The 24658-nt window shown below is 63.3% G+C and carries 18 protein-coding genes; 7 read left to right on the top strand and 11 right to left on the bottom strand.

What is annotated here, in order from left to right; genetic code table 11:
- Positions 1–48 precede the first annotated feature (48 nt).
- From FLM52_13265 to FLM52_13275, 3 genes are all read right to left on the bottom strand, one after another.
- The gene (locus FLM52_13265; GenBank protein NVN56745.1) at positions 49–2472 is read right to left on the bottom strand and encodes an RNA-binding transcriptional accessory protein; all 2424 of its coding nucleotides are present in this window, start codon (positions 2470–2472) and stop codon (positions 49–51) included.
- 160 nt (positions 2473–2632) lie between these two features.
- Complete coding sequence (gene msrB / locus FLM52_13270) at positions 2633–3130, bottom strand: peptide-methionine (R)-S-oxide reductase MsrB (protein ID NVN56746.1); 498 nt, start codon at positions 3128–3130, stop codon at positions 2633–2635.
- Between the two features lie 143 nt (positions 3131–3273).
- A complete protein-coding gene (locus FLM52_13275) occupies positions 3274–4035 on the bottom strand; it encodes an SDR family oxidoreductase (GenBank protein NVN56747.1) in 762 nt (253 codons plus the stop codon).
- A gap of 576 nt (positions 4036–4611) precedes the next feature.
- On the opposite strand from FLM52_13275, the gene FLM52_13280 reads away from it, so the two are divergent.
- The 5 genes from FLM52_13280 to FLM52_13300 all read left to right on the top strand — a co-directional run bounded on the left by FLM52_13280 (position 4612) and on the right by FLM52_13300 (position 9618).
- Positions 4612–5175 (top strand): FxsA family protein, encoded by a 564-nt coding sequence (locus FLM52_13280; GenBank protein NVN56748.1) that lies wholly within the window; start codon positions 4612–4614, stop codon positions 5173–5175.
- Positions 5176–5816: 641 nt separating this feature from the next.
- Positions 5817–6110 carry a co-chaperone GroES gene (locus tag FLM52_13285; protein NVN56749.1) on the top strand — a complete coding sequence of 98 codons (294 nt, stop codon included), beginning with the start codon at positions 5817–5819 and terminating at the stop codon, positions 6108–6110.
- Between the two features lie 57 nt (positions 6111–6167).
- On the top strand, positions 6168–7817 hold the full coding sequence (gene groL / locus FLM52_13290) for a chaperonin GroEL (GenBank protein NVN56750.1): 1650 nt from the start codon (positions 6168–6170) through the stop codon (positions 7815–7817).
- Positions 7818–8168: 351 nt separating this feature from the next.
- Positions 8169–8987, top strand: coding sequence for an RNA methyltransferase (locus FLM52_13295; GenBank protein ID NVN56751.1), 819 nt, complete (start codon positions 8169–8171; stop codon positions 8985–8987).
- A gap of 427 nt (positions 8988–9414) precedes the next feature.
- Positions 9415–9618 (top strand): hypothetical protein, encoded by a 204-nt coding sequence (locus FLM52_13300; protein ID NVN56752.1) that lies wholly within the window; start codon positions 9415–9417, stop codon positions 9616–9618.
- A gap of 254 nt (positions 9619–9872) precedes the next feature.
- Here the strand turns inward: FLM52_13300 and FLM52_13305 are convergent, their stop codons facing one another.
- The 8 genes from FLM52_13305 to FLM52_13340 all read right to left on the bottom strand — a co-directional run bounded on the left by FLM52_13305 (position 9873) and on the right by FLM52_13340 (position 21974).
- Positions 9873–11552, bottom strand: a complete 1680-nt coding sequence (locus FLM52_13305; GenBank protein ID NVN56753.1) for a 30S ribosomal protein S1 — start codon at positions 11550–11552, stop codon at positions 9873–9875.
- Positions 11553–11867: 315 nt separating this feature from the next.
- On the bottom strand, positions 11868–12587 hold the full coding sequence (locus tag FLM52_13310) for a (d)CMP kinase (GenBank protein ID NVN56754.1): 720 nt from the start codon (positions 12585–12587) through the stop codon (positions 11868–11870).
- Positions 12584–14815 (bottom strand): bifunctional prephenate dehydrogenase/3-phosphoshikimate 1-carboxyvinyltransferase, encoded by a 2232-nt coding sequence (locus FLM52_13315; GenBank protein ID NVN56755.1) that lies wholly within the window; start codon positions 14813–14815, stop codon positions 12584–12586. The genes FLM52_13310 and FLM52_13315 overlap by 4 nt, the downstream gene beginning before the upstream one ends.
- A 68-nt stretch (positions 14816–14883) precedes the next feature.
- Positions 14884–16023: a prephenate dehydratase gene (gene pheA / locus FLM52_13320; GenBank protein ID NVN56756.1), complete on the bottom strand. Its 1140-nt coding sequence runs from the start codon at positions 16021–16023 to the stop codon at positions 14884–14886.
- 13 nt (positions 16024–16036) lie between these two features.
- Positions 16037–17131 carry a 3-phosphoserine/phosphohydroxythreonine transaminase gene (gene serC, locus FLM52_13325; GenBank protein ID NVN56757.1) on the bottom strand — a complete coding sequence of 365 codons (1095 nt, stop codon included), beginning with the start codon at positions 17129–17131 and terminating at the stop codon, positions 16037–16039.
- A gap of 58 nt (positions 17132–17189) precedes the next feature.
- Positions 17190–19967, bottom strand: a complete 2778-nt coding sequence (gene gyrA / locus FLM52_13330; protein NVN56758.1) for a DNA gyrase subunit A — start codon at positions 19965–19967, stop codon at positions 17190–17192.
- Between the two features lie 247 nt (positions 19968–20214).
- The gene (locus FLM52_13335) at positions 20215–20763 is read right to left on the bottom strand and encodes an acyl-CoA thioesterase (protein ID NVN56759.1); all 549 of its coding nucleotides are present in this window, start codon (positions 20761–20763) and stop codon (positions 20215–20217) included.
- 131 nt (positions 20764–20894) lie between these two features.
- Entirely contained in the window at positions 20895–21974 is a 1080-nt protein-coding gene (locus FLM52_13340; GenBank protein NVN56760.1) for a YHYH protein, read from the bottom strand.
- A 393-nt stretch (positions 21975–22367) separates the two neighbouring features.
- Between FLM52_13340 and FLM52_13345 the strand changes: the two genes are divergently transcribed.
- Together FLM52_13345 and FLM52_13350 are read left to right on the top strand one after the other, a co-directional pair.
- Positions 22368–23288, top strand: coding sequence for a recombination-associated protein RdgC (locus FLM52_13345; protein NVN56761.1), 921 nt, complete (start codon positions 22368–22370; stop codon positions 23286–23288).
- 62 nt (positions 23289–23350) lie between these two features.
- Positions 23351–24619, top strand: coding sequence for a glycerol acyltransferase (locus FLM52_13350; protein ID NVN56762.1), 1269 nt, complete (start codon positions 23351–23353; stop codon positions 24617–24619).
- Positions 24620–24658: the final 39 nt, after the last annotated feature.

Below are 24658 nucleotides of genomic sequence, written 5' to 3' on the forward strand. Positions count from 1 at the left end.
CAGGTCAGTATGCCCACATTATGGGCGCGTAAAAAATGCTTTCAAGGCTTATGATTTTGACTTGCGCGCATTGAGCAATGCCGCGGCCATCGCATTGTTGGCCGGTGCCGCGCCGCCGTTCGCGCCAGAATTGCTGCCGCGGCCGCCACGCTCCTGACGGCCCCCGCTGCCTTGCGAGCGGCCACCACGACCACCCTCTGCACCGCGTCGCGCCTCGCCTCCCGCGCCTTTCTCTCCGGGAGTATCGCTCATGCGCATGCTCAGCGCGATGCGCGCACGCGGGATATCGACCTCCATCACCTTGACGCTGACGATATCACCCGCCTTGACCACTTCACGCGGGTCGGAAACATACTTTTGCGACAGGGCAGAGATATGCACCAGGCCATCCTGATGGACACCGATGTCCACGAAGGCCCCGAAGTGCGTCACGTTGGTGACGACACCCTCGAGCTTCATGCCCGGCTCGAGGTCCTTGAGGGTCTCGACACCTTCCTTGAATTCGGCGAAGCGGAATTCGGGGCGCGGATCACGCCCCGGCTTGTCCAGTTCACGCAGGATGTCGGTCACCGTCGGCAGGCCGAAATGCTCATCGGTGAATTCGGCCGGCTTGACGGTACGCAGGAAGGCGCTGTCACCCAGCAGACTCGGCAGTTCTCGCCCGTGCGCCTTGGCGATGCGCTCGACCAGCGGATAGGCCTCCGGGTGGACGGCGCTGGCATCCAGTGGGTTCTTGCCAGAGGCGATGCGCAAAAAGCCGGCACACTGCTCGAAGGTGCGCGGGCCCAGCCGGCTGACCTTGAGCAATTCCTGGCGCGAGGCGAAACGGCCATTGGCGTCCCGGTGCGCGACGATATTCTCGGCAAGCGTGGTGTTGAGACCCGCGACACGCGACAGCAGCGCGCTGGAGGCCATGTTGAGATCGACGCCGACACCGTTGACGCAATCCTCGACGACGGCCTCCAGGCTGCGCCCCAACTGCACCTGACTGACATCGTGCTGGTACTGGCCCACGCCGATGGACTTGGGCTCGATCTTGACCAGCTCGCCCAGCGGGTCCTGCAGGCGGCGGGCGATGGAGACCGCGCCGCGGATGGTCACGTCCAGATCCGGAAATTCGCGCGCCGCATATTCCGAGGCCGAGTAGATGGACGCGCCGGCCTCGTTGACCATCACTTTCTGCAGACGACGGCCGGACAGGCGCGTCAGCACGTCGGCGGCCAGCTTGTCAGTCTCGCGTGAGGCGGTGCCATTGCCGATGGCGATCAGCTCGACATCATGCCGTTCGATCAGCTTGACCAGCTCGGCCACCGAGGCGTCCCAGCGATTGTGCGGTGCATGCGGATAGAGGGTGGCCTGATCGACATACTTGCCGGTGGCATCCACTACCGCGACCTTGACGCCGGTGCGTAGCCCCGGGTCCAGCCCCAGTGTGGCCTTGGGGCCCGCCGGCGCTGCCAGCAGCAGGTCCTTCAGGTTGTCGGCGAAGACCTGGATGGCCTCCTGCTCGGCGCGCTCGCGCAGGCGCCCGATCAGTTCGCTTTCCAGATGGGTGTAGAGCTTGACGCGCCAGGTCCAGCGCACCACTTCCTTCAACCAGCGGTCCGCGGCGCGCCCCTGATCGTCTATGGAGAAATGCGCCGCGATGGCGCCTTCCATCGGGTGACGCGGCAGGTCGTCCTCGCCTTCCAGCTTGAGCGCGAGGCTCAGCACGCCTTCGTTGCGACCCCGCAGCATGGCCAGCGCACGGTGCGAGGGCGCCTTGTGCAGCGGTTCGTCATGCTCGAAGTAATCGGAGAACTTGGCGCCCTCCTGCTCCTTGCCCTTCATGACGCGCGCGCTGAGGATGCCGTCGTCCCACAGACGTTGACGCAGGCGACCGACCAGCGCGGCATCCTCCGCGAAGCGCTCCATCAGAATCTGCTTGGCGCCATCCAGCGCCGCCTTGGTATCGGCCACGTCCTTGTCGGCAGCGACGAAGCCAGCCGCCTGAGCCTCCGGCTCCAGCGTCGGGTCATTGAGCAGCGCATCGGCCAGAGGCTCAAGCCCCGCTTCACGGGCGATCTGGGCCTTGGTACGGCGCTTCTTGCGATACGGCAGGTAGAGATCTTCCAGACGCTGCTTGCTGTCGGCGGCCAGCACATCGCGCTCAAGCGTGGCGCTCAGCTTGTTCTGCTCGGCGATCGACTCGAGCACGACCTGACGCCGCTCCTCCAGCTCACGCAGATAGCGCAGGCGCTCTTCGAGCTGACGCATCTGGGTGTCATCAAGCCCGCCGGTGGCTTCCTTGCGGTAGCGCGAGATGAACGGCACGGTCGCGCCGCCATCCAGCAGCTCGACGGTGGCAGTGATCTGTTCTTCGCGCACCCCAAGCTCACCGGCCAGCGCCTGTTGAATGCGGCGAGTGGTGTCAGCGGGCGACAGCGTCGGTGCAGGACGGGAGGTGGTAGCGTCAGTTGCAGTAGCGTCCATGAAACGTCAGTCCCTTACAGCAGAATTCATGCGGCAATATACAGACGGCCCGGTCGTGGAGTTGACCGGGCCGTCTGTATCACGATGTCGTCACGTTACCACAAAGCGGCAAGATTGCTTTAGCCGCTCAATGCGCCAACCGGGATGCCTCCCAAGCGCCTCACGCGGGCACGAAGCGCAGCGCGACACCGTTGTTGCACCAGCGCAGGCCGGTGGGTTCGGGACCATCCTCGAAGACATGCCCCTGGTGCCCGCCACAGCGCGCACAGTGATATTCGGTGCGCGGCCAGATGAGCCCGTAGTCGGTCTTGGTCAGAAGGCGGCCTTCGATATGATCGAAGAAGCTGGGCCAGCCGGTGCCGGACTCGAACTTGGTGGCAGAAGAGAACAGCGCCAGATCACAACCGGCACAGCGATACTCGCCCTCGCGATGCTCCCTGTTGAGCTCGCTGGAGCCCGCACGCTCGGTGCCCTCCTCGCGCAGTACGCGATACTGCTCCGGGCTCAGGCGGGCACGCCATTCATCTTCCTCCAGGGTCAGCGGCGTGATGTCCGCGCCACGCTCGAGTTCCAACTGCGGACGTGCGGCAGACAGCCTGGGCAGGGCCAACATCGCTCCCGCCCCCAGCACCAGCCCCATGAATTGGCGTCGTTGCATGACGTGTCTCCTTATGACAATGAATGGCAATACTGACCTCTACGCGCAGCAACCTGCGTTGGATGCATTCGCCGCAAGAGAAAGCCCCCACGATGCTGTCATCGCGGGGGCTTCAGTCTCATCGGCTGACACAAGCCATGGGGTCAGATGCGCAGACCACCATCACATTCAATCACTCGCCCGGTGAAGTAGTCATTGTCGAAGATGAAGGCCACGCTGCTGGCGATATCTTCCGGGCGACCCAGATCGCGCATCGGGATGCCACTCTTGATCTTGTCGAGCATCTCCGGCTTCATGCCGGCAGTCATCTCGGTGGCGATGAAGCCCGGTGCCACGGCACCGACGCGAATCCTGTAGCGTGCCAGCTCCTTGGCCCAGGTCACGCTCAGCGCCGCGACACCGGACTTGGCGGCGGTGTAGTTGCTCTGCCCCATGTTGCCGGCGCGCGAGATGCTGGAGATATTGACGATCACGCCCGGCTGGCCGGCTTCGATCATCTGACTGGCCGCTTCACGGGTGCACAGGAAGACACCGGTCAGATTGACATCGATGACCTGCTGCCAGCTGGACAGCGACATGGTCTTTTCCACCACGCCATCGCGTGCCTTGATCAGCAGGCCGTCACGGGTGATGCCGGCATTGTTGACCAGACCGCTCACCGGCCCCAATGCGCCCTTGATGGCCGAGAAGGCCGCGGTGACGGAGTCTTCTTCCGCGACATTGGTCACGAAGCCCTGCGCCTTGATGCCTGCAGCTTCCAGACTCGCGACGGCGTCATCCAGGCCGTCCTGTTCGATGTCCAGCAGCGCCAGCACCGCTCCCTTCTCGCCCAGATAGCGCGCCATGGCCAACCCCAGCCCTCGAGCGCCGCCCGTAATCGCGATGACCTTGTCGTCAAGTTTCATGTCCCGTCTCCCAGGTTGTCTGCCGGCAGTCAGTAACTGCTACCGGATGCGAGGCCCGCATGCCGTACGGGCGTCACTATCTATGTGTCGAGTGTCCCGCACCGCGCCCTTCAGTGTTCAGCGTCATCGTGACAGAGAATGCCTCTGGGTGACGCCCGCTGCCAGTTCGCGGTAAATTTTCATGATGCAGTGCAACAGATCGCGGCGTGTCCTGCCTCAACGCAGGCGAGATCCGCCAACGCTAGGCAATGACAGCGTCAACGCACACTATCAACAGCGTGCGCGTAATCAGGGGATACTGATGAGTGAGCCTGGGCCCGCCCCCTGCGGCCGCCGTGGGCTCTGCCTGCCGGCGCTCCCGATCCAGCCCCTTCTATTGTGCACTGCAACATGCAACATCGTTCAGCATGGCACCGCTACCCCTGCAGCGCCAGCCATCCACGCCACCGACCATCAACCGCTCACCAGCGGATCATGGGCCGTTCAAAGGGCCCGATTCGACTGTTCCCCGTCCGGCGGCTGGTTTACCCTTGACGCATTGGCGCAACCTGCCATTTACCTGCTTCGGGAGAGACGATGCCCATACTGTTAGTGATTACCCTGTTCGGGTTATTGGATTTCGTGGTGTTGTTCAGCCTCGGCAGCCAGATCGGCCTGCTGCCGACCCTGGCGCTGGTGCTGATCACCGGCGCCGTCGGCCTCCATCTGATTCGCCGCGAAGGTCGCGCGACACTGATGCGCGCCCAGGAACGCCTGCAACGCGGCGAGATGCCTTCCGGCGAGCTGATGGAAGGCGCGGCGCTCATCTTCGGCGGCGCCCTGTTGATGGCGCCGGGCTTTCTGTCTGACGCCTTCGGCCTGCTGTGCCTGCTCCCCGCCTCGCGGGGACTGTTGACGCGCGGTCTGAGCGGCAATGGCGCGATCGCGCGCTTTTTCAAGGGGCGCTTCTCGGCTGCGGGGAGCTCGCGCAGCACCCGCACGGGTGACTGGGAAGCCGATGCCCGTGCTGACAGCGCCTCACGCAGCGGTGGCGATCAGCAGCACACAAGCAGCAACCACGCTGGACAGCAAGGCAGCAGCCAGCAGACCGGCGAGCCGCTGGAAGGTGATTACATCAGCCGTGACGAGCCGCGCCTCTAACGTCTTCCCACGCACAAGCATCACGCGCAAGCGTCTGCCTGAGAATCATGTTTGAAAGTCATGTTTGAGAGGCAGGTTAGAGAGCCATGGGCCCGGTACTGGAAGTCAGTGCCGGGCCCTTTTGATTTGTGATACCGCGCCTCACAGGCCCCATCATGCTTTCCTGTCCTCTTCTGTTCCGTAATGACCTACCCTGCCCTGCCCCTGTGCCTCACTGGTCAGATTCGCGCTCCGTGAGCTACCCATCTGAACCTTGCATCTTGCAATGACGCTCACCCTGGTCGAAAACCACCCTCTGGCGTCTTGTACCAATGGACACCGTCTGAGGGCTGCCAGCTATATGCCAACGGTGAATGGCTCGGATACACTCAAGCCGTTGATTCATCTAGTGGAACCTTGCGGAAGACAGGCGACATCCAGAGTGGGTAGCTTTCATGCGACGCACAAGATGCGCCGATTTGAAATTTTTTTATGATCGCCTACTTGAAAGCTGTCCTCCCGCCACCATAAATGCGGTGCAATGGATAACGGCCCCGCCCCCGGCGGCGGGGCCCAACACTCGCTAGGCAACCCCATTGAACGCCAGACTCACCGACAGAGAACGGGAGCTGGCGGGATTTACCATCAGGAGAACGTGAGCAATGAACATTCGTCCCTTGCACGATCGCGTCGTGGTTCGTCGCGTGGAAGAAGAACAGAAAACTGCAGGTGGCATCGTTCTGCCCGGCAGCGCCCAGGAAAAGCCGACCCGTGGCGAGATTCTCGCTGCCGGTAACGGTCGCATCCTCGAGAACGGTGAAGTTCGCCCGCTGGACGTGAAAGTCGGCGATACCGTGATCTTCAAGGATGGCTACGGCGTCGAGAAGCAGAAAATCGACGGCGAAGAGGTGCTGATCATGAGCGAGAGCGACATCCTCGCCGTGGTGGAAGGCTGAGTTTCAGCTTTTTCGGGTTCCAACGCTTCGACTTACTGATTAAAGGTAGAGATAAACATGGCTGCAAAAGACGTTCGTTTCTCCGATGATGCACGCAAGCGCATGGCGCGTGGTGTCAATGTCCTGGCCGACGCGGTCAAGACTACCCTCGGCCCGAAAGGCCGTAACGTGGTACTGGAAAAATCCTTCGGCGCTCCGACCGTCACCAAGGACGGCGTTTCCGTCGCCAAGGAAATCGAACTGAAGGACCGCTTCGAGAACATGGGCGCCCAGATGGTCAAGGAAGTCGCTTCCAAGACGTCTGACGTGGCTGGCGACGGCACCACCACCGCCACCGTGCTGGCTCAGTCCATCGTCAACGAAGGCCTGAAGGGCGTGACCGCGGGCATGAACCCGATGGACCTGAAGCGCGGTATCGACAAGGCCGTCATCGAAGCCGTCAAGGCCGTGCGTGAGCTGTCCGTGCCGTGCACCGACACCAAGGCCATCGCTCAGGTCGGCACCATCTCCGCCAATGGCGACTCTCGCATCGGCGAGATCATCGCGGAAGCGATGGAGAAGGTCGGCAAGGAAGGCGTCATCACCGTCGATGAAGGTCGTGGCTTCGAAGACGAGCTGGAAGTGGTCGAAGGCATGCAGTTCGATCGCGGCTACCTGTCTCCGTACTTCGTCACCAACCAGGACACCATGGCGGTCGAACTCGAAGACCCGTACATCCTGCTGGTCGACAAGAAGATCTCCAACATCCGCGAACTGCTGCCGGTGCTGGAAGGCGTTGCCAAGTCCGGCAAGCCGCTGGCGATCATCGCCGAAGACATCGAAGGCGAAGCGCTGGCGACTCTGGTCGTCAACACCATGCGCGGTATCGTCAAGGTCGCTGCCGTCAAGGCACCGGGCTTCGGTGACCGTCGCAAGGCCATGCTGCAGGACATCGCCATCCTGACCGGTGGCACCGTGATTTCCGAAGAAGTCGGCCTCAACCTCGAACAGGCCAACCTGGACCACCTGGGCACCGCCAAGCGCGTGACCATGTCCAAGGAAAACACCACCATCATCGATGGCGCCGGCAACGAAGGCGATATCGAAGCACGCGTTGCCCAGATTCGCGCTCAGATCGAGGAAACCTCCTCTGATTACGACCGCGAGAAGCTGCAGGAACGTGTCGCCAAGCTGGCCGGCGGCGTTGCCGTCATCCGCGTCGGTGCTGCCACCGAAGTCGAGATGAAAGAGAAGAAGGCTCGCGTCGAAGACGCCCTGCACTCCACTCGTGCAGCCGTCGAGGAAGGCGTCGTGCCTGGTGGTGGTACTGCCCTGGTTCGCGTGCTGGGCCAGCTGGCCGACCTGAAAGGCGACAACGAAGATCAGACTCACGGTATCGCCATCGCACTGCGTGCCATGGAAGCGCCGCTGCGTCAGATCGTCACCAACGCCGGTGAAGAAGCCTCTGTCGTGCTCAACAACGTCAAGGCTGGCGAAGGCAACTACGGTTACAACGCCTCTACCGGCATCTATGGCGACATGTTCGAGATGGGCGTGCTGGACCCGGCCAAGGTGACCCGCTCTGCACTGCAGTCTGCGGCCTCCATCGGCGGCCTGATGATCACCACCGAATGCATGATCGCTGAAGATCCGGAAGACAAGGAAGCTGCCGGCGGCGGCGACATGGGTGGTATGGGCGGCATGGGTGGCATGGGCGGCATGATGTAAGCCAGCCTCATCCACGACACACCCGTCGTGACCCGAACCGCTCCTGCGCAAGCAGGGGCGGTTTTTTCATGCCTGTCATTCAGCGAGCGCCGCGAGCTCCACATGGTGTGCACCGCGAGCCCCATACAGTGAACGCCGTGACTCTCATATGGCAAGCACCACGCCTCTCGGCACCTGACGCCTCCCGCTCACCACGCTACACTAGGCGCCACTTTTTGCCGCGACCCGAGACATTGCGCCTGGTGATGACAGTGAATCGAGGCTGACGTTGTATTGCGGCTGAAATGCCTACGGTCACGACCGACGACGCTACCACTCAGGCCGCGCGCCTCGCTTGCCCAGGATCTTCACATGACTGACACCCCCGCCGCTTCTCCGACCACTAGTGCCCTCGACAATGTGCGTGTCGTGCTGGTGCAGACCTTCCACCCCGGCAATATCGGCGCCACCGCTCGCGCCATCCTGACCATGGGCATCAAGGACCTGGTGCTGGTCAATCCGCGCTGCTTCCCCGATGAGGAAGCGACGCGCATGGCCAGCGGCGCCGCGGAGCTGCTGGAAAATGCACACGTAGTCGAGCGCCTGGAAGACGCCGTCAATGACTGCCAGCTGGTCATCGGGGCCAGCGCTCGCCTGCGCAGCGTCCCACTGCCCCACTTCGATGAGCCACGCGAGATGGCGGCCCACGCCATGGATATCGCGCGCGATGGCAAGGTGGCGCTGGTATTCGGCCGCGAACGCTTCGGACTGACCAACGAGGAGATCGCCTGCTGCACCCATCAGGTGTCGATCCCCACCAACCCGGACTACGGCATCCTCAACGTCTCACAGGCCGCCCAGGTGCTGGCGCACGAGTGCCGCAGTGCATGGCGCCTGACACTCGACAAGCCTCAGGAGGCGCCTGTCGCGCGCCGTGAGGACGACCAGTTGCCGACCCGCGAACAGCTCGGCTACTTCCATGAGCATCTTGGTCGCGCCCTGCAGGGCTCCGGCTTCCTCAACCAGCCCCACTCCCAGACAGAAGAGCGGCTGCGCGCCCTGTTCGCGCGTGCCGAGCCGACACGCCGCGAGCTCTCCATCCTGCGCGGCATGCTGTCCAATCTTGAGCGCCAGACGGCAGCGGCCAACGCTGGCACAGCCAGCGAGCAGAGCGATCACGAGGCGACCTGAGTCATGCACGGCCCTCCCGTCATGTACTGAGGCTCGGACTGTTGCGACTTGGCTCTTGCCACTCGGCTCTCGCCACTTCGCTACCGCCTGTCAGCGCATCGTCATCCCCCTGACATGGATCAAGGTGCACTCTAGACCTTCCGCTATGCTTGACAAGCAGGACAACAGGTACCGAGTGACACACTGTCCCATGCAGCAACTGCAGCTCCGCCGTGATATCTCGAGCGAGGGCTGCAGGTATCAGGCAAAGGCTCCCATATGATCTCAAGATCCGACCCGGGACCTGGCATGCACGATGAGAATCGTGAGCGGATCGCGAACTGACTCAAGCGCAGACAGCAGCACCGCCACGTCGCGAGAAGTCTTCAAGACAAGAAGAGCCGACCCTGACCCCATCCACGACCATGGACTCACGGAGCGCCTTTACATGACTCAGACAGCCGCACGACAGCCTCTGACCCCGGACACGACACAGCTGGCCAGTGACCTCCACCAGCTTGAAGCTCGTCTGCTCAAGACCGATCCGAAGCAGAAACCGGAACTCTATCGCAGCCTGTACTGCACGATCTCGCTGCGTCAGATGCAACTGCTGGCCAAGGTCAGCCAGCCTGGCGCCTCGCAGACGCATTGAACGCCACCAGATGAGGTGCTCGGCAGGTGGCGACGGACATTGACCGGCAACGATCAGCAATCGCCAGAACCAGCAACAACGATCAGGCATGAAAAAACCGCCACCCCGAAGGGTGGCGGTTTTTTTCGTTCCCGCATATGACATGCGCCTCATGCAGGATACCGATTCGGAGACGCCGAGATGACAACCAGAGGCATGTCACCTCAGCGTGGATCCGGACACCCCACCTCACGAGGAGGCGGAGTGTCTCGGGATCACTCCTGACCCAGCTGCTGCTTGATCAGATCACCGATGGTAGTCGGGCCGTTGCTCTCGACTTCCTGGGTGCGCGGCTTGGCAGCCTGGCCACGCGGAGCTTCAACCTGGTCCTTGGACTTGACGGACAGGTTGATCAGGCGGCTCTTGCGATCCACACCGACGATCTTGGCTTCGACAGCATCGCCGACGCTCAGGACGTTGCGTGCGTCTTCGACACGGTCAGCGCTGATTTCAGAAGCCTTCAGGATAGCAATGACGTCAGTTGCCAGCTCTACCTGAACTTCCTTGGCATCGATGTCGACAACGCGACCGGACACGACAGCGCCCTTGTCGTTGACGGCCAGGTACTCGGAGACCGGATCGCTCTCGAGCTGCTTGATGCCCAGAGAGATGCGCTCACGTTCCGGATCGATGGACAGGATGACCGCTTCAGCTTCTTCGCCCTTCTTGTAACGACGCACGGCTTCTTCGCCAGCTTCGTTCCAGGAAATGTCGGAGAGGTGAACCAGGCCGTCGATGCCGCCTTCCAGACCGATGAAGATACCGAAGTCAGTGATTGACTTGATGGTACCGGAGACGCGGTCACCCTTGTTGTGCTTGCCGCTGAAGTCTTCCCACGGGTTGGTGGTGCACTGCTTGATACCCAGGGAGATACGACGACGCTCTTCGTCGATGTCCAGAATCATCACTTCCACGTCATCGCCGACATTGACGACCTTGGACGGGTGGATGTTCTTGTTGGTCCAGTCCATTTCGGACACGTGGACCAGACCTTCGACGCCCTCTTCCAGCTCGGCGAAGCAGCCGTAGTCGGTGAGGTTGGTGACGCGTGCGTTGATCTTGGCGCCTTCCGGGTAGCGAGCCTTGATGTTGACCCACGGATCTTCGCCCAGCTGCTTGAGACCCAGAGACACACGGTTGCGCTCGCGGTCGAACTTCAGCACCTTGACATTGATCTCGTCGCCGACAGCAACGATCTCGGATGGATGCTTGATACGCTTCCATGCCATGTCGGTGATGTGCAGCAGGCCGTCAACGCCGCCGAGGTCGACGAAGGCGCCGTAGTCGGTCAGGTTCTTGACGATACCCTGAATCTGCTGACCTTCCTGCAGAGTGGCCAGGAGGGCTTCACGCTCAGCGCTGTTCTCGGCTTCGAGGACGGCACGACGAGACACGACAACGTTGTTGCGCTTGGCGTCGAGCTTGATGACCTTGAAGTCCAGTTCCTTGTTCTCGAGGTGGGCGGTGTCGCGCACAGGGCGGACATCGACCAGAGAACCCGGCAGGAAGGCACGGATGGTGTTGATGTCGACGGTAAAGCCACCTTTGACCTTGCCGTTGATCACGCCCTTGACGATCTCGTCCTTCTCGAAGGCAGCTTCCAGCTCTTTCCACGCTTCAGCACGCTTGGCCTTCTCGCGGGACAGGCGGGTCTCACCGAAGCCATCTTCCACGGCTTCCAGTGCAACCATGACTTCGTCGCCGACGCTGATGGACAGCTGGCCACTTTCGTCACGGAACTGTTCAGACGGAATCTGACCTTCAGACTTCAGACCGGCATTGACAGTGATCCAGTCGCCATCGATATCCACGATGGTAGCGGACACGATTGCGCCCGGCTCCATGTTGATGTCCTGGAGTGACTGTTCAAATAAATCAGCAAAGCTCTCGCTCATGGTATTCCTACATGATCAACGTTTGGGGCGGCTTGCACCGCAGTCTCCGTACCACCAGCAAGCACGGGCCATATCTACATATCCCCGGGGGCGTTGACGCTGGTTCGAGATACACCGGCTTTCCGCTTGCCGCCGATGCACCCCATGACACCTGGCCGGGGGGTTGATGACACCTCGGTGCCATCTGGGTTCTGCATGTCCTGCACACTCGCTCGCGAAGCGAGCGAAACCCGCTGCTGCCCGACCCGGAGGCCGCATTGCAACAGCAGGCATTCAATCCGTTGTTCTGACGACTTACAGGCTGAGACTCGAGTCTCAGCGCGCTGCTACCAGGCCGTATTCGACCAGCAGCTGCTGGATGCGTTCGATCACCTGGTCGATGTCGAGATCTGTCGTATCGAGAATCACGCCGTCGTCTGCAGGCTTGAGCGGGGCGACTGCCCGGCCCATGTCACGCGCATCGCGCGCCTGTATTTCTGTCAAAAGGCTCGAAATATTAGCATCGACACCCGCTTCCTGCAACTGGGCATGACGACGACGCGCACGTTCCTCGGCGCTCGCCGTCAGGAAGATCTTGAGCGGCGCAGCGGTGAAGACCACCGTGCCCATGTCGCGACCATCGGCCACCAGGCCCGGCGCACGCGCAAAGGCACGCTGGCGCGCCAGCAGTGCAGTCCGCACGCGCGGCTGGGCCGCGATGATGGAAGCATTGTTGCCGACCGACTCGAGACGGATGTCACGGGTGACATCCTCGCCTTCCAGAATCACGCTGGTGGCGTCGCCTTCGGCATCGAACTGCACATCGAGGTACTCGGCGATGGTCGCCACGGCGTCCTCGTCTTCCAGCGCTACGCCATGACGCTCGGCGGCCAGTGCCGTCAGGCGATACAGCGCACCGGAATCCAGCAGATGCCAGCCAAGGCTCGCCGCGACCAGACGACTGATGGTGCCCTTGCCTGCCCCGCCGGGGCCATCAAGGGTCAACACCGGCGCGTCGCAGATCTGGCTGTGATGAGGTGTCGCTTCCCCGCTCATGAAGCCTCCTGGCCGGGTGCCACGGCACCAAGGTTCTCGACCTGCATGCCGACTTCAGCGGCCAGCGCCACGAAGTTCGGGAAGGAGGTCGCGACATTGGCGCAGTCGTCGATCAGGATCTCGCCCTGGGCGCGCAGCGCCGCGACACTGAAGGCCATCGCGATGCGGTGATCGCCGTGGCTGTCGACCAGGCCGCCGCCGTAGGCGCCACCACGGATGTCGATACCGTCCGCGACCACTTCGTGCTCGACGCCGATCTGCGCCAGGCCATCTGCCATCACCTGGATGCGGTCGGATTCCTTGACGCGCAGTTCCTCGGCGCCACGTAGGCGGGTCATGCCCTCGGCGTTGGCGGCGGCGATGAACAGTGCCGGGAATTCGTCGATGGCCAGCGGCACCTGGTCTTCCGGAATGTCGATGCCCTTGAGCGGCGCATAACGGATGTGCAGGTCTGCCACCGGCTCGCCGCCGACTTCGCGCTCATTGGTGACGCTCAGGTCGGCCCCCATCGCCTTGAGGATGTTGATCACACCGATGCGCGTCGGGTTGATGCCGACGTGCTCCAGCACCAGATCGGAGCCCGGCGTGATGGCCGCGGCGACCAGGAAGAAGGTCGCGGAGGAGATGTCGGCCGGCACGTCGATCGGGCAGGCTTCGAGGCTGCCGCCACCGGTCAGCCACGCCTCGGCGCCCTCGCGCTCGACCTTGTAGCCGAAGCCATTGAGCATGCGCTCGGTGTGGTCACGCGTCGGCGCCGGCTCGATGGCACGTGTCTCGCCTTCGGCGTAGAGACCGGCCAGCAGCAGGCACGACTTGACCTGCGCGGACGCCATCGGCATCTCGTAACGGATGCCCTTGAGCGGCTGACCACCGTGGATACGCAGCGGCGGACGGCCGTTGTCTGCGGTATCGATCACCGCGCCCATCTCGCGCAGCGGATTGGCGACGCGGTCCATCGGACGCTTGGTCAGCGAGGCATCACCGGTCAGCTCGGTATCGAAGGCCTGACCGGCCAGCAGACCGGCGAACAGGCGCATCGCGGTGCCGGAGTTGCCGACATACAGCGGGCCCGGCGGCTGCTTCAGGCCGTTGAGACCCACACCGTGGATGGTGACACGCCCCTGATGCGGGCCTTCGATGACGACGCCCATGTCGCGGAAGGCCTGCAGCGTGGCCAGGCTGTCTTCCCCTTCCAGGAAGCCTTCGACTTCGGTCACGCCGGTCGCCAAGGCGCCCAGCATGATGGAGCGATGCGACATGGACTTGTCGCCCGGCACACGAATGCGCCCCTGAACCTGCCCACCCGGCAGTGCACGGTACCGCACGTTCTGCTGTTCCATGGTCTGATAACTCGTCTGTTTCAATAGGGTATTGAAGTAGTGTCGGGCGTGGCTTGCGCGGGTGAAGATCCCCAGCATCGCCTCACCATCGCCCGCGGTCACGGCAGCGCGCACCCGCGCCACCCCGGCCTCGAATTCGTCCAACGCCTCCAGCACCGCATCGCGGTTGGCCAGATAGACGTCGCGCCACATCACCGGATCACTGCCGGCGATGCGCGTGAAATCACGGAAACCGCCCGCCGCGTAGCGGAAGATCTCCAACCGCTCATCCTGGCGCGCCAGGCTGTCGACCAGCGAGAACGCCAGCAGGTGCGGCAGATGGCTGGTGCGCGCCAGCACTTCATCGTGGCGCGCCACGCTCATGCTCAGAAGCTGGGCACCACATACCGACCACATGGCCGCCACGCGTGCCACGGCCTCGGCATCGCTGTCCGGCTCCGGCGTCAGGATCACCTTGTGATCGCGATAGAGCTCGGGATTGGACGCCGCGACACCGCTCTTCTCGGACCCGGCGATCGGGTGACCGAGCACCAGATTCGGCGGCATGCGACCGAAGACGCCAAGCGCCGCATCGCGGATCGCGCCCTTGGTGCTGCCGACATCGGTGATGACGGCGTCATCCTCCAGCAACGGCGCCAGTTCGGCCATCACGCCCTGCATCGCCATCACCGGCACGCACAGCACGATCAGCGAGGCACCCGGTACCAGCGCCGCCAGTTGCGTGCTGCCACCGTCGATCAGCCCCATGCGCTGACCGAGGCAGATCTCGTTGGAGTCACGATCACAGGCGAGAATCTCGCCGCGATGGCCCGCCGCGCGCAATGCCGCCGCCAGCGAGCCACCGATCAAGCCCAGCCCGACCAGCAGGATACGCCGCTCGCCGGCCAGGCGCTCCGCTGACGGCAGCGAGGACAGCAGGTCTGACGACGCAGCATGGCGAGTGTGGTCAACCTCGCTCACAGCACACCGACCGGGTAGGACCCAAGCACCTTGACGTCCGCCGCGCACTGACGCAGCTCTTCCAGCGTCGTCGTGATGAGCGGGTCATCGCGGTGGCCACGGAAGTCGATGAAGAAGACATAGTTCCAGGCACCGGAACGTGAAGGGCGCGTCTCGACGCGGGTCAGATCGATCTGGTGACGGTGGAACGGCGCCAGCAGGTCGTGCAGTGCCCCCGGCTGGTTGCGCATCGCCACCACGATGGAGGTCTTGTCATCGCCGGACGCCGGCACCGAGCTGTCACCGATGATCAGGAAGCGCGTGGAGTTGTCGGGGCTGTCCTCGATCTTCTCCTCGACCTTCTCCAGCTCATAGAGCTTGGCCGCCATGTCACCGGCAATCGCCGCACTGTGCCACTCGGTGCGCACCTGACGCGCGGCCTCGGCATTCGAGGACACCGCGATGCGCTCGGCGTGCGGGAAGTGGGCATCCAGCCACTTGCGGCACTGGGCCAGCGACTGGGCGTGGGAATAGATGCGCGAGATCTTCTCGCGACGCGTATTCGGGCCCACCAGCAGGTGATGATGAATGCGCAGCACCACTTCGCCGGAGATCTTGAGCTGCGAGCCCATGAACGAATCCAGCGTGTGGTTGATGACGCCCTCGGTGGAGTTCTCCACCGGCACCACACCATACTGCACCGCGCCGGCCTCGACTTCGCGGAACACCTCGTCGATGGCCGCCATCGGCTTGGTCACCGCGCTGTCACCGAAGTGCTTGAGCGCGGCCTGCTGGGTGAAGGTGCCTTCCGGACCGAGATAGGCCAGGCGGATCGGCTGTTCCAGCGCCAGACAGGCGGACATGATCTCGCGGAACAGACGCGCCATCTCCTCGCCTTTCAGCGGGCCGGGGTTGTTGGCCATGATACGGCGCAACACCTGGGCTTCGCGCTCCGGACGGTAGAACTGCACCTGGCCGTCCTCGCCCACGTCACCGGCTGCCAGCTTGACCTCGGCAACCTGCTGCGCGCAGCCCGCGCGCTCGCTGATCAGGTTCAGCAGCTCATTGTCGATGGCGTCGATGCGCTGACGCAGGTCGTCCAGCGTCACCGCCTTGCCCGCCGCCTGCGACGCAGGGCTCTCCTTGGAATCCGACATCTCACCTCCTCCCTTAGCCGTGACGGCGCGCGAAGTCGCCCATGAAGTCCACCAGCGCAGTGACGGCAGCTTCCGGCACGGCATTGTAGAGGCTGGCACGCATGCCACCGACGCTGCGGTGACCGGCCAGATTCAACAGACCCGCCGCTTCGGACTCGGCGAGGAAGGTCTTGTCGAGACGCTCATCGGCCAGCACGAACGGCACGTTCATGCGTGAGCGGTTCTCGGCGACGATCGGGTTGGAATAGAAGTCGCTGCCATCGATGGCCGCGTAGAGTGCCTGCGCCTTGCGATCATTGATCGCGTTCATGGCGGCGAGACCACCGACTTCATCCTTGAGCCACTCGAATACCAGCCCGGAGAGATACCAGGCATAGGTCGGCGGCGTATTGAACATGGAATTGGCCTCGGCGGCCGTCTTCCAGTTCAGCATGGTCGGGCAGTCCTTGCGGGCGCGATCGAGCAGATCTTCACGCACGATGACCAGCGTCAGCCCCGCCGGACCGATGTTCTTCTGGGCGCCGGCATAGATGACGCCGAAACGGCTGACATCCAGCGGGCCAGACAGGATGGAAGACGACATGTCACACACCAGCGGCACGCCATCCGCTGCCACCTCGGGGATATAGTCGAACTCGAGGCCGCCGATGGTCTCGTTGGCGGTGTAGTGCAGATAGCCCACATCGCCCGAGAGCTGGATCGCGCTCTGGCGCGGCACGGCGATCAGGCCATTGCTCTCGCTGGAGGCTGCCACGTGGCTGCCCACCGCCAGATGCTCGGCTTCCTTGATCGCCTTCTTGCCCCAGATACCGGTATACAGATAGTTGGCACTGCCACCCGCGCCCAGCAGGTTCAGCGGCACACCCGCAAACTGGGTCGAGGCGCCCCCCTGCATGAACAACACGCGATAGTTGGACGGAATCTCGAGCAGTTCGCGCAGGTCCGCCTCGGCCTTCTCGGCGATGGCCACGAATTCGTCGGAGCGATGACTCATCTCCATGACGGACAGTCCGCGGCCCTGATAATCCAGCATCTCGGCGCGGGCGCGCTCCAGGACAGCGGTCGGCAGTGCAGCAGGACCGGCGCAGAAGTTGAACTTGCGTGTCATGTCGTCTTATTTCCCGAAAGTGAAGCGACCGCCCCGAAGGCGGTCGCAATCCAGCGTCTTATTCCGCGCCTGTCGGCGGGGTATCCGTCGACTCGGCGTCATCTCCCGCCTGCACCTGTTCGTCGGTGCTCAGCGCCTCTTCATCCAGCTCATCCTTTACCACGACGACCTCTTCCGGCTCGTCGACACGCACCGTCGTCACCAGACGCTCCTCTTCCGCGGTGCGGATCAAGGTCACGCCCTGGGTGTTGCGCGAGGTGGTGGACACCTCGGCGACGCGGGTACGCACCAGAGTGCCGCGGTCGGTGATCAGCATCAGTTCGTCGTTGTCGCTGACCTGCACCGCGCTGACCAGATCACCGTTGCGCTCACTGGTCTGCATCGCGATCACGCCCTGGCCACCACGGCCACGCAGCGGGAACTCTTCCAGACGCGTGCGCTTGCCGAAGCCATTGGCGGACGCGGTCAGGATGTAGCACTGCGGCACTTCACCGCTGGCGACGCTGTCTTCCGTCGCACCATCGGTGGCTGCCACATCAGCGCTCTCGACACCTTCCGCCGTCGCGTCCGCGGCCTCATCGACCTCGATCTCGTTGTCATCGATCGCGGTGGTGCGCGGAATGATCAGGCTGATGACCTGTGCATCGTCGAGCAGGCGCATGCCGCGCACACCACGGGCGGTACGGCCCATCACGCGCACGTTCTGCTCTTCGAAGCGGATCGCCTTGCCGTTGGAGGACACCAGCATGACGTGGTCGGAACCGGACGTGATGTCGGCGCCGATCAGACGGTCACCTTCCTCGATGTCCAGTGCGATCAGGCCGACACTGCGCGGACGCGAGAACTGGCTCAGCGCGGTGCGCTTGACCGTGCCGTTGGCGGTGGCGAAGAAGATGTAGCTGTCGGCAGCGTAATCGCGCACCGGCAGGATGGTGGTGACCCACTCGCCGTCGTCCAGCGGAATCAGGTTGACCAGCGGCTTGCCGCGCGAGCCACGTGACGCCTGCGGCATCTCGTAGACCTTGAGCCAGTACACCTTGCCCTTGTTGGAGAACAGCAGCACGGTGTCGTGGGTCGAGGCGACCAGCAGGTGCTCGATGACATCCTCATCCTTCATCGAGGTGGCGGACTTGCCGCGGCCACCGCGCTTCTGGGCCTGGTAGTCAGACAGCGGCTGGGTCTTGGCATAGCCGCTGCGCGAGACCGTCACCACCATGTCTTCCTCGTTGATGAGGTCTTCGATGGTCAGGTCACGACGGCTGGTCACGATCTCGGTGCGGCGCTCATCGGCGTACTGGGCGCGCACTTCGCGCAGCTCTTCGCGGATGACTTCCATCAGACGGTCGGCAGAGGACAGGATCTCCATCAGCTCGGCGATACGCTCGAGGATGGAGGAGTACTCGGCCAGCAGTTTCTCGGTCTCGAGACCGGTCAGGCGATGCAGACGCAGCTCGAGGATGGCCTGAGCCTGGGCCGGCGACAGACGGTAGTGCTTGGCGTCTTCAGATAGCCCCAGACCTTCCGGCAGGTCTTCCGGACGGCAGGACGTGGCACCGGCGCGCTCGAGCATCTCGACCACTTGACCCGGCTGCCATTCACGACCGATCAGCTTTTCCTTGGCTTCCGCCGCGCTCGGCGAGCCCTTGATCAGCTCGATCACCTCATCGATGTTCGAGATCGCCACCGCCAGACCTTCAAGAATGTGGCCACGTTCACGCGCCTTCTTGAGCTCGAACAGGGTACGACGGGTGACGACTTCACGACGGTGACGCACGAAGGATTCCAGAATCTGCTTGAGGTTCAGGATCTTCGGCTGACCTTCGTGCAGCGCGACCATGTTGATGCCGAACACGGTCTCGAGCTGGGTCTGGGAGAAGAGGTTGTTGACGACCACTTCACCGGACTCGCCACGCTTGGTCTCGATGACCACGCGCAGACCGTCCTTGTCGGACTCGTCACGCAGCTCGGCGATGCCCTCGATCTTCTTGTCCTTGACCAGTTCGGCGATCTTCTCGATCAGACGCGCCTTGTTCACCTGGTAGGGAAGCTCGGTGATGATAATGTGATCACGGCCGTTCTTGTCGTTGTGCTCGATGGTATGCACGGCACGCACGTAGATACGACCACGACCGGTGCGGTAGGCATCGAGGATGCCGGCACGGCCGTTGATGATACCGGCGGTCGGGAAGTCCGGCCCCGGAATGAATTCCATCAGCTCATCGATGGTCAGATCGCCGTTGTCGATCAGCGCCAGACAGCCGTCGATGACCTCGCCCATGTTGTGGGGCGGGATGTTGGTGGCCATGCCCACGGCGATACCGGAGGACCCATTGACCAGCAGGTTCGGGGTCTTGGTCGGCAGCACGGCAGGAATGCGCTCGGTGCCGTCATAGTTGTCGACCCAATCGACGGTGTCCTTCTCGAGGTCGGCCAGCAGCTCGTGCGCCAGGCGCGCCATGCGCACCTCGGTGTAACGCATCGCCGCGGCGCTGTCGCCATCGATGGAACCGAAGTTGCCCTGACCATCCACCAGCACATAACGCATGGAGAAGTGCTGGGCCATGCGGACGATGGTGTCGTAGACCGCACTGTCACCGTGCGGGTGGTATTTACCGATCACATCGCCGACGACACGGGCAGATTTCTTGTAGGCCTTGTTCCAGTCATTGTTCAGCTCGTGCATCGCGAACAGTACGCGACGGTGAACCGGTTTGAGGCCATCGCGAACATCCGGCAAGGCACGCCCGATGATGACGCTCATCGCGTAATCGAGATACGACTGCTTGAGCTCGTCCTCGATGTTGACTGGCAGTATCTCTCTGGCGATCTCACCCATGATTCGTCAAATCCTTGAACTCAACTGTTGGCGCCACTGCAGCAACGACGCATGCTCCGTCGGTACTGCAGCGCGGCAGTGGCGTGAAGCAGACACGGGGTGCCAGCTCCGCGGCACCGAAGTGGCGGCATTATATCACTTGCGAGCGCGCCTAGCAGCTCACACGACGCCGCAAGGACACCTCAGTACGGTAGTACGGCCGTCAATATGCGCGGCCTGCTGGCTCATGCCTCGCCGCTGAGGGCGATCAGGCCGTTTCTTCACTGACCAACGCGCCCAGCAGCGCGCCGATCTCGCCGTCCAGCGGCATGGCGCGACCGGTGTCGGTATTCATCAGCACGAAGGTGAAGTCCGCCCTGGAGACCAGCGCCCCGGAACGCGGATGCACCTCGCCCATGCGCCGCTCGCCCAGATGGATCTCCTGACGCATGATCATCTTGCGGCGCCCGAGCTCGGCCAGCCGCGTGGTGATGACCAGCTCATCATGCACGGTGGCGGGATAGTGCCAATCCAGGTTGAGGTTGACCGCCACCATCGCGATGCCTTCGCGCTTGAGCGCGGCCAGATCGAGATGCGCGAGCATGAACTCCCAGCGCCCTTCCTCATAGAACTCCAGATAGCGGGCATTGTTGACGTGCCCATAGCCATCCAGATGGTAGCCACGCACCGTCAGGGTCGTGCGACTGACGACGCCTGCGTGAGTGCCGACGTCTGTGTGAGTGCCGACGTCTGCGTGAGTGCCGACGTCTGTGTGACTGCCGTCCGCTGCCTGCGGTGGATTGCTGTCGTGTTGCATCCCTGCCTCCCGTCCGTGAAACGATCGCGCCGTGTGGCCATCGTCAGCTGATCTTATGCCGGTGACGGACAGAAAAACAAACGCTTGGCTGAATGACGGCACCGGCCCTGCTCGCCATCCCGGCAAGGCGGCTACTCGCCGGGCGGACCCTGCGGTGGCCTCTCTCCTCCCTCCTCGTCGAGGAAGTGCCCCTTCTCGCCCATGAAGCAGCCGAAGATCTGGTTAACCCCCGGCGCCAAGGCGTGATAGTGATAGCCACGCACCGGGTCCGTCTCGCCGCCACACTCATCCAGGTCAGCGGGAACATTGCCGTCCTTGTCCTCTCTGGCGTAGATGGCATAGCCATCCAGCGCATAGCCGATCATCGGTGAGTGACCATCTTCCTGAATGCCGATCTCGGAGCAGCCAGTGGCGGTGTGATAGTGATAGCCCTCATGCGGATTGGCATGCGCGCCACAATCATCGAGCACCCCCAGGGTGTGAGAGCTCAGGATCAGCTCCAGCGGTGCCGGCGGGCCGAACAGCACACCATTGAGCGCCACGCCGGTGTTGGAGCGGCCGGCAAGCGAGGTCTGCTCGGCGGCCGGTACCGGCACCTTGGGAATCACGACAGTCTTCTCGATGCCACCGCCCAGTTCCTCAAGCGGACACTCGAGACAGAAGTTGTCGAAGCCCTCGATGGGGTTCGGGTTCCCCGCCACCTCGCAGCCACGCGCGCCGTCGATCACGGTGATCTCGCCCGTGTTGACGTCGTACATCTGCCACTCCTTGTCCTTGTAGAGAGTGGCCAGATTCTTGATGAACTCGCCGTCCACCTGATAGAGAGTGCCCTCGCCATCCATCCAGGTGCCGCCTTCCTCCTCACCGGAATGGATATTGGGCGGGCAGAAAGGCCCCTCCGGCGAAGTTTGCGGGTCCGCGGGCGCACCGGCCACACGGAACTGATAGCAGGTCGTCTGCGTGCCGCCGCTCAGGGTGCAGTCGACGGTCTCGACCTCGCCGACGATCGCGCCCTCGGCAAACCTCTCAGGCTCCAGCCCGAGCGCCGCCGGGGCAGATTCGCCGTCAGAGACGTCCTCTTTCGTGACCGTTGTACTGGTCTCGGCCGCGCTGGCCGCCTTGTCGTGGGCGTCATGCTCCCCGCTGCAGCCGAACAGCAGCAGGGTCAGCGCCGCCAGCGTCAGTGGCCGTGTCCGTTTCAACGCGCTCACGCCCGAAGCTCTGCTCTTCACAACAGTCCCCACAGCAGTCCCCACAGCAGTCCTCACAACAACGTCGTCGATCACTCTGCCGCCCTCCGCGTCTCAAGTCTGATGGTCTATGCCTACAGGTCGATGCCTGCTGATCGATATCTACTGGTCTTTGCCTGCTGGTCGATATCTGTCGGGCGATACCGCAAACCGCCAGACCGCGCACCGCCAGGTCGACTCAAGACTAGCGCCACAGCGTGCACACAGTATGTCCTTGCGCTCACGCGAGATGGTCGGCAACCGCAGTGTGACGCAGGGTCACGTCCACGGCGGATGACCCGCCGCATGAGTTTCGCCATAATATGCGCCATTCAGACGGGCAGCCCCCGTTCACCGGACTCAAGGACTGGTCGCATGTGGTTCAAGAACCTGCAACTGTATCGCCTGCACGATAGCGCACCGCTGGAAGAGGGTCGTCTCGCCGACGCCCTGCCGGAGCATGTCTTCCGCCCGGTCACCGGCGTCGAAGCCAAGCGTATCGGCTGGGTCGCACCGGGCGGTCGCAACAGCGACCTGCTGGTGCACGAGATTCAGGGCCATTTCCTGATCAGCGCCCTGCGCCAGGAGCGCGTACTGCCCTCCGCCGTGGTCAAGGAAGAGCTCGAGGAGCGCGTGGCCGAGCGCGAGACCGCCGAAGGCCGTCCGCTGCGTCGCCGCGAGAAGCTGACCCTCAAGGAGCAGATCTACGAGGAGCTGCTGCCGCGCGCCTTCACGCGCTCCTCGCGCACCGACCTGTGGTGGGACAGCCGTCGCGGCCTGATCGCCGTCAACGCCTCGAATGCCAAGCGCGCTGAGGAAGTGCTGGACCTGCTGCGCCAGACGCTCGGCACGCTCAAGGTCACCCCGCTGGCCGTCGCCCAGCCGCCCTCCCAGGTGATGACCACCTGGCTCAAGGATGCCAGCTCGCGCCCGGAAGACCTGATCGTCGGTGATCAGGTCGAACTCAAGGCGCCGGGCGGCGAAGATGGCGTACTGCGTGCGCGCCAGTTCGATCTCGACGGCGAGGAAATCCAGACGGCGCTGAATCTGGGCCGTGTGGTCAGCAAGCTGGCGCTGGAAGTCGATGGCCGCGTCGCGCTGGTGCTCGGTGAGGACATGGCGCTCAAGAGCCTCAAGTTCGCCGATGCCGTGGTCGATGAAGCCAACGCCCAGGATGATGGCGAAGACCCCATCCTGCGGCTGGAGACCGACTTCGCGTTGATGGCCCAGGTGCTGTCCGGCGTGATCGAGCAGATGACCGCCTGGCTGGGTGGTGAAGCCCAGCCCGCCAGCTGAGCCTTGGGGCCGCTGCCGACTTTCTCTTTTCTCAGAATGACAAACCCGGATGACGTGCGTCGATGACTGACACTGCAACACCCAAGCCTGCCACGACCAGCGAACAGGACCCGTTCGCCGATATTCGCCCCTACCACGACGACGAGGTAGCGGAGGTGCTGGTACGCCTGGAGCAGGACCGCGAGCTGCTCGACACCCTGACGCGTTTCCGCCTGCCGGGCCTGACCCAGCGCTTCCCGTGGCTGGCGCGTCAGATCGCGCGCCTGGCCATCAAGCGCGAGATGCGTGGCGTCACCGATGTGGCCAGCTTCCAGAGCCGCATCGCCAGCTACATGGCGCGCATGATCCACACCACCATCACCAGCTTCGAGACGGTGGGACTGGAACGCCTGTCGGACGACACGCCGTATCTGTTCCTGTCCAACCATCGCGATATCTCGCTGGACCCGGCCTTCGTCAACTACGCGCTCTATCGCCACGGGCGCGACACGGTGCGCATCGCCATCGGCGACAACCTGTTGCAGAAGCCCTTCGTCACCGACCTGATGCGCCTCAACAAGAGCTTCATCGTGCCGCGCTCCGCCAAAGGCAAGCGGGCGATGCTGGCTGCCTATCAGTCACTGTCGGGCTATATCCGCCACTCGCTGATCCATGATCAGCACTCGATCTGGCTGGCCCAGCGTGAAGGGCGCGCCAAGGATGGCCGTGACGGCACCGAGAGCGCCATCATCAAGATGCTGACCATGGCGGCGCGCACCGCCGACAAGACGCGTCCGTTCAGCGAGGCGATCAGCGAGCTCAACATCGTGCCGGTGTCGATCAGCTATGAGTTCGACCCCTGTGATCTGCAGAAGGCGCGTGAGCTGGCGGCCGTCGCCAATGAAGGGCGTTACGAGAAGGTGCAGTACGAGGACATCCAGTCCATCGCGGCGGGCATCAGCGGCCACAAGGGGCGCGTCAAGCTGGTGTTCGGCGAGCCGCTCAAGGGCGACTTCGCGACCCCCGAGGACGTGGTGGCCGAGGTCGATCGCCAGGTGCTCCAGCACTACACCCTCTACCCGAGCCATCAGCTGGCACTCGAGAAGCTGGCCGCCAGCCGTCCGCAGCTGCGTGAGGAGCCGCGCCTGGCCTCGGCGCTGGATGTCTCGGCGATCAGCGGTGCCGACCGCGCCACCTTCGAGAACCGCCTCGCAGAGGTACCCGCAGAGCTCAAGGACTGGTGGCTGGTGCAATACGCCAACCCGACCCTCAATCGCGAAGGACTCTCCATCGATCTCGATGAGAAGCTCGATGCCGCCGAGGCGACGGACGGCGAGAAGGTCGCGCAGTAAGACGGCGCAAGCCATATCGCCCCTGCGCTTGGCACGACC

It is taken from the genome of bacterium Scap17, assembly GCA_013376735.1.
Lineage (GTDB): Bacteria > Pseudomonadota > Gammaproteobacteria > Pseudomonadales > Halomonadaceae > Cobetia.

What these genes read in the sequence shown, in the direction of transcription:
- FLM52_13265 (NVN56745.1), bottom strand. Translation starts at nt 2,472, where the DNA reads ATGGACGCTACTGCAACTGACGCTACCACCTCCCGTCCTGCACCGACG.
- msrB (NVN56746.1), bottom strand. Translation starts at nt 3,130, where the DNA reads ATGCAACGACGCCAATTCATGGGGCTGGTGCTGGGGGCGGGAGCGATG.
- FLM52_13275 (NVN56747.1), bottom strand. Translation starts at nt 4,035, where the DNA reads ATGAAACTTGACGACAAGGTCATCGCGATTACGGGCGGCGCTCGAGGG.
- FLM52_13280 (NVN56748.1), top strand. Translation starts at nt 4,612, where the DNA reads ATGCCCATACTGTTAGTGATTACCCTGTTCGGGTTATTGGATTTCGTG.
- FLM52_13285 (NVN56749.1), top strand. Translation starts at nt 5,817, where the DNA reads ATGAACATTCGTCCCTTGCACGATCGCGTCGTGGTTCGTCGCGTGGAA.
- groL (NVN56750.1), top strand. Translation starts at nt 6,168, where the DNA reads ATGGCTGCAAAAGACGTTCGTTTCTCCGATGATGCACGCAAGCGCATG.
- FLM52_13295 (NVN56751.1), top strand. Translation starts at nt 8,169, where the DNA reads ATGACTGACACCCCCGCCGCTTCTCCGACCACTAGTGCCCTCGACAAT.
- FLM52_13300 (NVN56752.1), top strand. Translation starts at nt 9,415, where the DNA reads ATGACTCAGACAGCCGCACGACAGCCTCTGACCCCGGACACGACACAG.
- FLM52_13305 (NVN56753.1), bottom strand. Translation starts at nt 11,552, where the DNA reads ATGAGCGAGAGCTTTGCTGATTTATTTGAACAGTCACTCCAGGACATC.
- FLM52_13310 (NVN56754.1), bottom strand. Translation starts at nt 12,587, where the DNA reads ATGAGCGGGGAAGCGACACCTCATCACAGCCAGATCTGCGACGCGCCG.
- pheA (NVN56756.1), bottom strand. Translation starts at nt 16,023, where the DNA reads ATGTCGGATTCCAAGGAGAGCCCTGCGTCGCAGGCGGCGGGCAAGGCG.
- serC (NVN56757.1), bottom strand. Translation starts at nt 17,131, where the DNA reads ATGACACGCAAGTTCAACTTCTGCGCCGGTCCTGCTGCACTGCCGACC.
- gyrA (NVN56758.1), bottom strand. Translation starts at nt 19,967, where the DNA reads ATGGGTGAGATCGCCAGAGAGATACTGCCAGTCAACATCGAGGACGAG.
- FLM52_13335 (NVN56759.1), bottom strand. Translation starts at nt 20,763, where the DNA reads ATGCAACACGACAGCAATCCACCGCAGGCAGCGGACGGCAGTCACACA.
- FLM52_13345 (NVN56761.1), top strand. Translation starts at nt 22,368, where the DNA reads ATGTGGTTCAAGAACCTGCAACTGTATCGCCTGCACGATAGCGCACCG.
- FLM52_13350 (NVN56762.1), top strand. Translation starts at nt 23,351, where the DNA reads ATGACTGACACTGCAACACCCAAGCCTGCCACGACCAGCGAACAGGAC.